The organism is Vibrio sp. YT-15 (assembly GCF_033337445.1).
Classification (GTDB): Bacteria; Pseudomonadota; Gammaproteobacteria; order Enterobacterales; family Vibrionaceae; genus Vibrio; species Vibrio alginolyticus.
This window is the reverse complement of the sequence record NZ_JAWOQR010000007.1, coordinates 213,537-227,270: the sequence shown is the minus strand read 5'-3', so window position 1 is coordinate 227,270 and position 13,734 is coordinate 213,537. Positions and strand designations below refer to the sequence as shown.

The window sequence follows — 13,734 nt, the reverse complement described above, 5'->3', positions numbered from 1 at the left end:
GTCACCGTAAATGCGGTGAACGACACGCCTGTGGTTGAAAGTAGCATTGCAGACCAAACCTTGGCGGAAGATTTCACCCCATACAGCATCGATCTAAATACTGCTTTCAGCGATGTGGATAACGTGGATGGCGAGTTAACGTTTAGCGTCTCTGGCAACAGCAACGTGTTGGTGTCGATTGAAAATGGCATCGCGACCATTAGCCCAACGGCAGACTGGAACGGCTCAGAAGCGTTGACCTTTACGGCTACCGATCCAAGCGGCGAAAGCGTTAGCCAAACGGTGAACTTCACCGTAGCGCCAGTGGCGGACATCGTGGCAGATAAAGCGACGGTTGTGGAAGATACGCCAACCATCATTAAGGTCTTAGATAACGACACGTTCGAAGGCGACGACAAAGTGGTGTCGCTCGATACCAATCACGGTCCAGCCAACGGCACGGTCTCGGTCAACCCGGATGGCAGCGTCACTTACACGCCAAACGACAACTTCCACGGGGCAGACAGCTTCACCTACATCGTCACGTCCGGTGGGGTATCGGAGTCCACCACGGTGAACGTCGATGTCACACCAGTGAATGACAGGCCTGACAGTGAGGACTTTACGCATGTTACTGACAAGCCTTTGACGCAAGTTGTATTTGATACTGATACGAAACCTTTAGGTGATGGCGACTCTCAGGATCATATAGCGGATATTGAAGATGACTTAAATGGCAACGATTTGCACGTGCGGATTACTGAACTACCGACCTCAGGAACATTGTTCTTCAGAGATAACAACGGTGAACTGCATGAAATAAAAGAAGTCAGTGACACTCTTTATGAAAAAGATAGCCTTTATTATGAAGCTGATAATGTGGGTTTCTTATTAGGTATCAAGGATCGCCCAGATACACCAAATAGTTCCGAGTCTACAACAGATTTCAATAATTGGGGGCTAAGTGAGGGCGGAGGTCCATCACACTCCCGTACTGAGCATTTAGTTAATGGTTCCTCCATCACTATATCTTCTGATAGTGGTGAACTTGCTCAATACAACCGCCAAGTGTCACATATCGGAAGCGGTATTGCTGACAATGATGGGCAGGGTATTGAGAAAGGCGAGACAATTACGATCGATTTGTCTAATAACCCTGTGGGCAGCGTAAACCTTGGCTTAGATGGATTAGGTGGATTGTTTGATTACGGTGATGACAACGCTGCGCTTATTACGGTTACGTATTTAGATTCAAATAATATCGAACAGACTCAAACGTTCGAGTTCTTGAAGCCTGAAGGCAACTTCATGCTATTCCAAGAAACAAGCGTTGGTTTTGGGCAAGAACTAGCTCTTCCTGAAGGTTCGGTCATTACTCAGTTAGATTTTTCTACGAAAAATGAAGGGAACTGGGAGTTACGTTATGTAGAAGGTATTCCTGCCGGAGATAGCTTTGGATATGTGGCAGTCGATTCTGAAAGTGGAGTTAGTGATCCGTCTACGGTCAATATCGTTAACGAAATACTAGATGGTAATGTTGCGGAAAATGGACCTGTGGTGGAGAGCATTGCAGGTGTTACTGTTGTTGAGGGTGACGATGTCACGTTTTCTGTTTCTCTAAATAACGCGACAGATCAGACCGTTAAGTATCAAGTGGATTTCTCTGCAGAGGGTTCTAGTGTGAGCTCTCAAGACATTGATTTGTCGAACGCAACTTTTACTAATGGCGTGAAGTATTTGGGCGGATACCTTATTGTTCCAGCCGGAGTGAATGGCTTTGAGATTACCATTCCAAGTATTGATGATCAGTTGGTTGAATCAACAGAGAGTCTTGTGATTAAAGTCGGAGATGTATCTGGCGTTGGCTATATTGATGATAATGATGTTCCGCCAGCAGTTCAAAGCAACGAAATTTCCGGATTAGAAGACGAAGCTATTGTTATAACACTAGAACATTTAGGCATCGTTGATAGTAGTATAAGTGTTGAGTTTGACACTTCTGCTCTAAATGGCTCACTGCAAGTGAAAGGTTCTGATGGTTGGGAAGCGGTTTCTGGAAGTGTGCTCGCTTCTGATATCGAAAATGGTCTTGTTCGTTATGTTCCTGCTGAACATGAATCTGGTGCAAATGTTTTCGATAAAGACGGTGTTGGGAACGGCTTGGATACTTACGAGCAGATTCATTTCACTGTTAGTGATGGCAATTCTTCTGCTTCAGGTACGTTGAGTATCGACATAGAGCCTGTCGCGGACCCAATTAAGATTGACCTTACTTTCAGTCCAGTAACGTCTGTACCTGTGACACTAGGCGGAAGCTGGTCTACAGACGAAGAACTTAAAGATCTGCTTGAGGCAAGTAATTTACCAGGGCTTGACTTTGAACATGTGGTGACACAAACGTTTAATAACGGACATGTTGGTAATGACTTAATGCTAAGCGGTGACACTGAATCGCCACTGAGCTTTGTCGGAGATCAACAAGCAGGCGCGAACGTTGATGCTCAAGGCAGTGATATCTTTGTGACTGGAGGAGGTAATGATTCTATCTATGGCGGTATTGGTTCATTAGATGATCAAGCGGAGACGGACACAGTTGTTTACTCTGGCAAGTTGTCTGATTACAACTTCAACTATTACCCTGCATCTGACCACTCAGAGGTCCCGTATTGGATTGTCGAAGATAGCCGATTTATTGATACAAAAGATGTTGTTTCGAGCACTCATAAAGAGTCGGGTGACCACCTTTATGAAATTGAACAACTTATCTTCCAAGATGCCATTATCAAGCTAAATAACAACACAGGAGAGTATGTTGTACTTACAGAGCAGCAAGTCTCTTTTGAGCTGAGCCTTGATCTTATCGATGTGGATGGCAGTGAGTCATTCATTAACGATAGCGTCACCTTAACGGGAATTCCTTCAGGGCTAACATTAGAGGTGAATGGCAAAACGGTTACTGAAAACAGCGATGGTTCTTACACGGTTGACCTTTCAAGTGAACCAAATCAAACCAGTCATCAACTAAGCGGTACGATTACTGTACCAGCCGATTACAATGGTTCGTTAGATTTTGATGTAACAGCGACGGCAGGAAGTGTTGAAGTTAATAACAATACTCAAATGGGAACGGACACGGCTTCTGTTTCAGTTCGAGATTATGATTTTGTTTCCGGTACGCATGGTGATAACAAGATAGCTGGATCTGATAGCAATGATGTGATTGTTGGCGATGTTCAAGGATTACAGATTGTCGAGGGGCAGGACTACAACATTGCTTTTATGCTCGATACATCAGGCAGCATGGGTTACGACGTTGGTCTAGCGCTAGGTGAGCTAAAAACAGTGCTGAATACTCTTACCGAAAGTGCTAGTGGCCCTCATTCGGGCAAAGTGAACGTTTTATTGACCACATTTGCTACTGGGAGCTCTCAGATACTTGAATTAGATTTGAGTGCTGACAACGCAACATCGCAAATAGAGTCTACATTGGATGCAATTTTACAAATCGGTGATGGTAATACAAATTATGAAGCCGGGTTCCAATCTGCACTAGACTGGTTTGCTAATGCCGATAGTGGCGCAACAAACCTAAGTTATTTCATATCTGATGGTCAACCAAACCAAGCTACGGATAACAATACGAGTTGGTTTAGTGGTTGGGAGGGTGTCGTACTTGGCGTGTCAGAACAAAAGTTAGTGACGCTAGCGGATGTTTTGCCAAGTGATTACAGGTTTGGTGATACAGTCACATACAACAATAAAACAATCATAGATTTTCGCGGGGCGGTGTATTCGCTCTCTACTGGTGAACAGGTGGGGAGAATGCTTAACTCATATGTCTATGATGATTATGGAAATAATGTTCTATCTCAAGCGAATAACGCATATCAAGCATTGGCTGAATTTAGTGAGGTTCGTTCGATAGGTCTTGGTCGCTACTTAGATGAAGATTCGTTAGAAAACTTCGACTCTGATGGTGTAGTAAGAGCTAACATAGATGTAAACCAACTAGCAGAAGTGATCCTTGGTAAGGAAGTTTCATTGATGCAAGGCAAAGATGAGATTAACAGCCTTGATGGAAATGACATTATTTTTGGTGATGCCATGCGTTTCGACGTCGATGGTGAGCAAGGAGTTTCCGCGCTACAAAACTACGTAGCTTCTCAACTAGGTAAGGATGTTTCGTTAGTTACCAAAGAAGAAGTTCATCACTACATTACTGAAAACCAAGCAGAATTTGAACAGTCTCGTTATTACGACCAAGCAGACACCATCTCTGGTGGTTCAGGAGATGATATTTTGTTTGGACAAGGTGGTGACGACAAGCTGTTCGGTGGTGCAGACAATGATATTTTAATTGGTGGTTTCGGCAATGATATTTTGACAGGGGGGGACGGTGAAGACATCTTTAAATGGATTGATGTGTCCAATGAACGCGACACTGTCACTGACTTCAATAAAGATGAAGACACTCTAGACTTCTCTGATCTCTTTGATGACTTATCTAAAGATGAAATTGGAGAGCTTCTTAATGATCTTCAATCAGGTGATCATACTGGTGATGTCGGAGAGTATCACGTAGAAGTAGCACCAGATGGTAGCTCTGAGACAAACCTGAGTATTACAAAAGGTAGCTCGACATTAGACATCCATTTTGACGGTGCAAGCGTTGATGATGTGACTCAAAGCTTGATTGCAAGTTTAGAGGCGCAATACAAAGATATGTAGTGGCGTTACCATTTAGGTAAAATTAAAAATCAAAAAAGGTCTAGCAATTTGCTAGACCTTTTATTTTTACGTTCTGTTTATGGTTGTGTTAGCTTTTTGGAAGTGTAGTGAAAACGGTCCACTCTTTCTTAACTTCGCCCTTGTGACCAATCACTGTTGCGGTTACTCGACGGTTTAGCGCGTGACTCACTTGGTCAGTGCCTTGTGTTGCAAGCACTGTGTCTCCATAGCCCACAATGGTAACTCTATCCCCACTAATACCATTCGTCATGAGTTCTTTTCTAACGTTCTCAGCCCGGCGCTTGGATAAGTCGAGATTGTGTTCTGCAGTACCAGTGCGACTAGCATAGCCCTGAATCTCGATAGACGTATTTGGGTACTCTTTCAAGAAATCGGACAACTCACGAATTTGTTGCGTAAAGATAGGGTTGATAACATCGGAATCGTTCGCAAATAGGACTCGAATTTGCATTTCTTGTGAGGAGTCGACATACGAGCCGCAACCATCGTTATCTATCTCGGCACCTAAAGGGGTACCCGGACACAAATCGCGCTCGTTAATAACGCCGTCTGAGTCATCATCTATGTGATCAGCCCACTGATCGGCAATTGGCGTATCGATGTAATCATACTCATCGCCTTTATCGGATGAGCTGCATGCCGAAATCATCAATGAGAGTGCAATAAGAGTTATGTGTTTCATAATTAATACTCCACTTCTTCTAGCCATTCTTTAGGCATTTCGACCCTTAATGCACTCAACAGTTGACCTGTTGCGTTCATCACTCGATATTTGGCGTACTGCTCTGCGTATTTAGAATCTAAGTAGTCTTTACGCGCCTCAAAGAGCTCGTTTTCAGTGTTCAATAGATCAAGCAGTGTCCGTTTACCGATGCGATATTGCTTCTCGTAAGCAATTACGGTCTCAGACGCAGAGTCTACATGATCTGATAGAAACTCTTTTTGTTGTAATGTTAAATCAAGCGCACTCCAAGAAAGTCTTAACCCTTCTTCAACATTGCGATAGGCACCTTCTCGCAAGTCTTTTGCTTTATTTAGCTGGTAGGCGAAGTTTTCTGAGTTCGCTGCATCACTGCCGCCATTGAATAGGTTGTAGCGTAGACGCAGCATGGCAAGTGTCTCATCACTGCGACCTTTTAAACCATCAGCGTCGTCACGCCATGTTTGCGAAGCTTCAATGGAAATGGTTGGGTAGTTAACACCTTTAGACTGTTTGTATTGAAACTTAGCCGAGTCTACGTCTGCGAGCGCCACTTGAATAACGGGATGCAGTTCAAATGCCAAGCCTACCGCTTCATCAACTGTGTACGGAATAAAGTTTTGGTCCGCTCTCGGAAAGATTAGCCCTTGCGGTGTTTGACCGACTAAACGAGTGAACATCGTGTGAGAGTCATACAGGTTATTTTGAGCAGCGGCTAAGTTGCCGTGTGCTTTTGCCAAACGTGCTTCTACTTGCGTTAAGTCAGCGGTAGAGCCGATACCCGAGTTGACTCGTTTTTTAATGTCATCGTAGATATCTTTGTGAACAGCCAGGTTGTTTTCAGACAGCTTGAGTATTTCGTAAGCTTTTACAGCGTCTAGATACACTTTGGTGACTTCAAGTGCTTTATCCGATGCGTCGGCCAAAAGTTGAAATCTTACTGATTCAGCATCCGCTGCAGTTCGGTCGATATCATTAAGAGTCGCACTGCCGTCCCAGATAAGTTGGGTTAGTGTCACCGATGCTTCTTTTCGAGTGTAATCTGTATCTCCACGTCCCACCTCGTCAGAAGGGTCTAATCCTTCATACCCAATACCCGCATCTAGATCAATAGAGGGCAAGTAAGCACCCGAAGATGCTTCATTTACGTATTTTCGGCTCGTAAATTCATTAAATGCACTCTTAATGTCAGGGTTGTTTTTTAACGTCAATGCCACGGCTTGCTCTAAAGTTTGACCGAAAACGGGTATAGACACCATTAAACTACAGCAGCAAGCAATATTTAGTCGGTTCCATTTCACGGTATTTCTCCTAAAAATTCGTGTTGCTTTTTGCTATTTCATCTCATAACTGAGACGAAACATCATAAATAACAGTGCTTGAGTAAGGGATTTATCAACCTACTGTTAAAACAAAGCTTTTGTTTCAAAAATCCAAGATTTCGCCTTTTAAAACCTTAGCACATATGTCGAATGTTGCTTAGCAACATAGCAAGTTTAGCTCGGAGAAAAGCTTGAATTCTTAATATCATAGCGTTTCACGGCCTGTGTCACTCTGCGCTTTTTTGTAACTCTGCCCCTAGAGTTATCAAACGTCCTACAAGCTACACATACAACGAAAATATGATGATTTTGACTAAACTATAGACGTAAATGTAGGGGTGACAAACTTTTGACTTGGTTTGAAGTGGGGCGAGGTAGATATGGAACGTGTAACTTTTAGCTCATTGGCGGGCAACATTGTCGTTATCGGGTTGGACGGGGAGATTAGGACTTTAGGTCAGGGTCAACTACCTCAACCAGGAGAGTTAATAATCGATGAAGTATCAGATACTTCTGAACTTGTTATCGAGCAGGTGACACCACAAGGAAGTTCAATAAATGTAACTGATGATATCACTGCGTTAATTGAAGCAATTGCGAGTGGGGAAGACCCGACTGAGCTGGGTGAAGAGTTTGAACCTGCTGCAGGTGAAGGAAACGGGTCTAGCCCACAGAATACGGGAGCTATAGATCGCACAGGTGCTGAATTACTCGCTAGTACCAATTTTGAGACAGTGGGAACTGACGGAACAGGATTTTCAAGTACTCAGGTAGAGACGCTACTCGATATTCTCCAAACACAACCACCAGAACCAACAGCAACCCCCATTCCTGCAACGATAATTGTTCAGGAAATATCCAGTCCGACTATCAACGAAGGTGATCAGGTTGTATTCGATATTACTTTAAACCAAGCAACAGAGGACAATACTGATGTCACTTTGTCGCTACTTGATGGCACCGCAACTGGCGGTTCAACTGACGAGAGCGGAAGTGACTACGTTAATGAGCGTGTTCTCATAACATTTTCTGATGGTACAACGGAAGAAATCTTGGTTGATGATAACGGTACTTTTACAGTCTCGGTCCCATTAGGTGAAAGCGGGTTTACGGTTTCTCTCGACTCTATAGATGACTCTATATTCGAAGGCCCAGAAACGTTTACGCTTTCTGGCACAACAGAAGAACAAAATACACCTGCAACCGGGGTGGCAACCATTGTTGATGATGGTAGTGGGCCAGGTTTAAGTCCTGATGATGATCGCCCAACGGTAACGATGAGCGATGCAGGGATAGTTAATGAGGGTGAAACGGCTAGCTTTAAAGTGTCGTTATCTAATCCATCAGCTATAGATGTTGAGGTTGAACTGACTCTCAACTTAGGTGACACCGAAGCCGGTGACTTAGGTCTCTTAGAATACAACACGGGAAGTGGCTGGGTTGCAGTGCCAAATGATGGTGTGGTGACGGTGCCTGCCGGGCAAACCGAATTTGATGTGCGTATCGCTTCCATTGATGACACCGTTTATGAAGGCCCTGAAGATTTCAGTGTGACAGTAACTGGCATTGGCGCGGTGCAAGGCAGCGATACGGGTACGGCAACGATAGTGGATGACGGCAGTGGTCCGGGTCCAGATCCGGACGATGACCGCCCAAGTGTGACTATTACGGATGCTGGCAGCATTAATGAAGGTGAAACAGCTAACTTCAAAGTCACCTTATCGAACGCGTCTGAAGCGGAAACGCAGGTGGAACTGGGTCTTAATCTTGGCGATACCGAAGCCGGTGACTTAGGTACCTTAGAATACAACACCGGAAGCGGTTGGGTTGCAGTACCAAATGATGGCGTGGTGACCGTGCCAGCCGAGCAAACCGAATTTGATGTGCGTATCGCTTCCATTGATGACGCCGTTTATGAAGGCCCTGAAGATTTCAGTGTGACAGTAACCGGCATCGGGGCGGTGCAAGGCAGTGATACGGGCACAGCAACGATTGTGGATGATGGCAGTGGCCCGGGCCCTGATCCGGATGATGACCGTCCAAGCGTGACTATTTCAGACGCTGGCACCATCAATGAGGGGAATACGGCGAACTTCAAAGTCACCTTATCGAACGCGTCTGAAGCGGAAACGCAGGTGGAACTGGGTCTTAATTTTGGTGATACCGAAGTTGGAGATTTGGGCACCCTAGAATACAACACGGGAAGTGGTTGGGTTGCAGTGCCAAACGATGGCGTGGTGACGGTGCCAGTAGGGCAAACCGAGTTTGATGTGCGCATCGCTTCTATTGATGACGCGGTGTACGAAGGCCCAGAAGATTTCAGCGTGACGGTGACTGGCATTGGCGCAGTGCAAGGCAGCGATACCGGTACGGCAACGATAGTGGATGACGGCAGTGGTCCAGGCCCCGATCCGGATGATGACCGCCCGAATGTAACTATTACCGATGCTGGCACCATCAATGAGGGTGAGACAGCGAATTTCAAAGTGACGTTGTCGAACGCCTCCGAGTCTACAGTTCAAGTCGAGCTTGGCCTCAACTTAGGTGACACCGAAGCCGGTGACTTGGGCACCTTAGAATACAACACGGGAAGTGGTTGGGTTGCAGTGCCAAATGATGGTGTGGTGACAGTGCCAGCCGGGCAAACCGAATTTGATGTGCGTATAGCTTCTATTGATGACGCCGTTTATGAAGGCCCTGAAGATTTCAGTGTGACGGTGACTGGCATTGGTGCGGTACAAGGCAGCGATACGGGTACAGCAACGATTGTGGATGACGGCAGTGGTCCAGGACCTGATCCCGATGATGACCGCCCAAGCGTGACTATTACCGATGCTGGCACCATTAATGAAGGTGAAACAGCTAACTTCAAAGTCACCTTATCGAACGCGTCTGAAGCGGAAACGCAGGTGGAACTGGGTCTTAATCTTGGCGATACCGAAGTTGGAGATTTGGGCACCCTAGAATACAACACCGGAAGCGGTTGGGTCACAGTGCCAAATGATGGTGTGGTGACGGTGCCTGCCGGGCAAACCGAATTTGATGTGCGTATCGCTTCCATTGATGACACCGTTTATGAAGGTCCTGAAGATTTCAGTGTGACGGTGACTGGTATTGGGGCGGTACAAGGCAGCGATACGGGTACAGCAACGATAGTGGACGACGGCAGTGGTCCAGGACCTGATCCCGATGATGACCGCCCGAGCGTGACTATTACCGATGCTGGCATTATTAATGAAGGTGATACGGCGAACTTCACAGTCACCTTATCGAACGCGTCTGAAGCGGAAGCGCAAGTAGAGTTGGGTCTTAATCTCGGCGATACCGAAGCCGGTGACTTAGGCACCTTAGAATACAACACCGGAAGCGGTTGGGTTGCAGTGCCAAACGATGGCGTGGTGACCGTATCTGCCGGACAGACTGAATTTGATGTGCGCATTGCTTCTATTGATGACGCCGTTTATGAAGGCCCTGAAGATTTCAGTGTGACGGTGACTGGCATTGGCGCAGTACAAGGCAGTGATACGGGTACGGCGACGATAGTGGATGACGGTAGTGGTCCAGGTCCCGATCCGGATGATGACCGTCCGGTTGTTGCGGCAATTAGTGATACAACCGTAAACGAAGGTGAGTCTGCTACGTTGGTTGTCACTTTGAGTAACCTAAGCACTACGGATACTCTTGTTAATCTGGCACTTAATGATGGCACAGCAGAGGGAGGGGTAGATTACACCAAATCGTCTGTTACTGTTACTTATGCAGATAGTTCATCAGACGTTATCCCTGTTAACCCTGATGGTACATTTAATGTGTCCGTACCAGCTGGTGATATGACCTTTGACGTTGTGATAAGTACCACCGACGATGAGCTGTTCGAAAGCGATGAAAATTTCACATTAATTGGACAGACCGAGATACAAACAACTCCGGTTACAGGCACGGTAACGATTCTTGATAACGATACAGTCAGCGTTGCCTCTATTTCTAGTGAAGTGGTTAATGAAGGTGAACCTATCATTTTTGATGTTACTTTAAGTAACCCTAGTGATAGTGAAAGTTTGGTCAATATGGTGCTCGCTGATGGTAGCGCAGAGGGGGGCATAGACTACATTAATACATCGGTTACAGTTACCTATGCGGATAACTCAACAGATGTCATTACTGTCAACGCAAACGGAACATTTGATGTTTCAGTTCCCGCGAACGACGTCTCATTCAGCGTCACAGTCAATACTATTGATGATGACCTATTCGAAGGCGCAGAGACTTTAACACTCTCGGGTAAAACTGCCACTCAAATTACATCTGCAATGGGTACAGGGACTCTTCTTGATGATGGTTCGGGGCCAGGACCTGATCCAGATGACGATCGCCCAACAGTTGCAGCGATTACCTCTACAACGGTAAACGAAGGTGATATTGCAACACTAGATGTAACGTTGAGTAATGAAAGCACCACCAACACCATTGTCAATATGATGCTGACTGACGGATCAGCAGAAGGCGGTGTGGATTACACCGATACTTCAGTAACAATTACTTATGAGAGTGGCGGCATAGAAGTCGTTACGGTAAATCCAGATGGCAGCTTTATTGTCGATGTGCCCGCAAATGATACGACTTATAGTGTTTCTGTAAGTACAACAGATGATGACTTATTCGAAGGACCTGAAACCTTTACGTTATCAGGTAACACTGATAACCAAGTTGGCTCTGTGATTGGTACCGGTACTATTGTTGATGATGGTAGTGGCCCAGGACCAGATCCTGATGATGACCGACCGACTGTAGCAGCGATTACGGATGCCATAGTTAGTGAAGGTGAGCTGGCAACGCTTGAAGTCACTTTAAGCAATGCAAGTACCACAAACACCGTTGTTAATATGACATTAGCAAATGGGACAGCTGAAGGAGGTTCGGATTATACAAATACGACAGTAACCGTTACCTACGCTGATAGTAGTACCGACGTTATTTCAGTGAACCCAGATGGTACGTTTGATGTCATTGTACCAGCTTTAGACACAACATTTAGCGTTACTATGGTGACGTTAAACGATGATATTTATGAGGGTGATGAGAACTTTACATTATCCGGTGCCACTGCTGTGCAAACAACTGCTGCGGTCGGTACCGTAACGATTAACGATGATGCAGACATACCAACTGTCACTGAAATTACGGATATTCAAGTGGTGGAAGGTAACGATGCGAAATTTAACGTTACACTGAGTAATGCAAGTGCGGTTGCGATTATGGTTAGTATGTCTCTCTTAGACGGAACCGCTGTCGCTGGAGATGATTTTAACGCTACGAGTGTGACCATTACTTATGCTGATAACACGACGGAAGTTATTGCGGTAAACCCTGATGGAACGTTTGATGTCTCCGTACCTGCGAGTGATACTAACTTTAGTGTTACGGTAAACACTGTTGAAGACCAGATTTATGAATCTTCAGAAAACTTTGTTTTAACTGGTTCGATTCAAGGGCAATCACCTGCAGCGTCAGGCCTTGGTACGATTATTGATGATGACAATACACCTCCGACAGTAGAAGACTTTGGCATTTCGGTTGACCTTAGTGTGGGAGGAGACGCTTTAATTGACTTTGCACCACATGCGCAAGACTTTGAAGATGACTTTGATCTTCAAGATGATAAAGAAACGAGCATCTGTGTCACGACGCTTCCAGACTATGGCTATCTCTATTACTTGGATGATCAGAACAATGAAGTCATATTGGACATTGGTGATGTGATTCCAGAAACTACGGAAGTCAGATATGCACTAACGGAAGATTTCTTTGATGAGCAAAGCTTTGATTCCCAAGATTTACTCGATGAATTTTCTAAAGACTTCATTGCCGATTCAGTCGATGTTAACGGTTTAAGTTTCTTTGGAGGAACCATTGATGGTAATGGTGACTTTATCAATAATGCTCAAATCAAGGTTGACTTTGCCGCTCAGCAGGTAGGTTTAGTTGTAGTGTCACCGGGCGAAACTGGCCAAGGGGATGAAATTAGTACGAGTGAGTTCATTGCCATTGAATTAGATGAAGGGCTTGAAGCTAAAGAAGCAAGGTTAAACCTAGCAAGCTTGAATGATAGGTTTAACAGTGGCGGCGCTTGGATTCAAGCATACTTTTATATGGGCGATACTCTCGTTGATATACAAACCATACAGACCAGTGACATCGTATTTACTGGTAATCAAGAAGGTTACGCTGACGTATCGCTAAGTAATGGCAGTTTTGATGAGATTCGCTTGTTCCCTGAAACAGACAGTTCAAGTGATAAAGCCAGCTTTACTCTAGTTGGTACTCAGATTACAAGTTTTAATAATGTAAACGACTCGTTTGATTACAAAGCGATTGACTCAGATGGTTTAGAAAGCGATACCACTGCAACCGTTGATATTGATTTTAACAATGTCTCTTTTGAAACAGTGACCGCTTTCGGTACACAGACTGCTTCGTTACAGCAAGAGCCTAATATCATCATGGGAACAGACCAAGATGATGTTCTTGTAGGCACCGATGGTAATGATATTCTAATTGGTGGTCTAGGTAATGATATTTTGACTGGTGGCGGAGGTGATGACATCTTCAAGTGGACAGAGATGCAATCCGCAACTGACACCGTGACGGATTTCAGTGACGGGGATCAGCTCGATTTTACCGATGTATTTGATGATATGAGTGGTACTGATATTTCCACATTACTTGATGATCTCGGCTCGGGCGATTATCACGGAAGCGTGGATGATATCACGGTGGCGGTGACTGAAAGTGGAGGTAACTCAACTCTGACCATCAATAAAGATGGACAACAGTTGGAGGTTAATTTTGACGGAGCTTCTGCTTCTGATATCGCTAATAGTTTGATTTCTAATCTTGAACAATTACGAGAGTAAATGATTCAAAATGAAAAACGGAGCGAAAGCTCCGTTTTTCATTTAGTAATGCAGTAAGTTCAGGCAATAA

Annotated in this window: 4 protein-coding genes; 2 read left to right on the top strand and 2 right to left on the bottom strand. The window is 45.0% G+C overall.

The window, feature by feature from the left end:
* The first annotated feature begins 15 nt into the window (after positions 1-15).
* Complete coding sequence (locus tag R7D93_RS15500) at positions 16-4,707, top strand: tandem-95 repeat protein (protein WP_405537687.1); 4,692 nt, start codon at positions 16-18, stop codon at positions 4,705-4,707.
* An 88-nt stretch (positions 4,708-4,795) separates the two neighbouring features.
* Here R7D93_RS15500 and R7D93_RS15495 read toward each other — a convergent pair whose 3' ends face one another.
* The gene (locus R7D93_RS15495; protein WP_031781371.1) at positions 4,796-5,410 is read right to left on the bottom strand and encodes an OmpA family protein; all 615 of its coding nucleotides are present in this window, start codon (positions 5,408-5,410) and stop codon (positions 4,796-4,798) included.
* Positions 5,411-5,412: 2 nt separating this feature from the next.
* On the bottom strand, positions 5,413-6,729 hold the full coding sequence (locus tag R7D93_RS15490) for a TolC family outer membrane protein (protein WP_005389970.1): 1,317 nt from the start codon (positions 6,727-6,729) through the stop codon (positions 5,413-5,415).
* 401 nt (positions 6,730-7,130) lie between these two features.
* On the opposite strand from R7D93_RS15490, the gene R7D93_RS15485 reads away from it, so the two are divergent.
* Positions 7,131-13,664: a Calx-beta domain-containing protein gene (locus R7D93_RS15485; protein WP_213868702.1), complete on the top strand. Its 6,534-nt coding sequence runs from the start codon at positions 7,131-7,133 to the stop codon at positions 13,662-13,664.
* Positions 13,665-13,734: the final 70 nt, after the last annotated feature.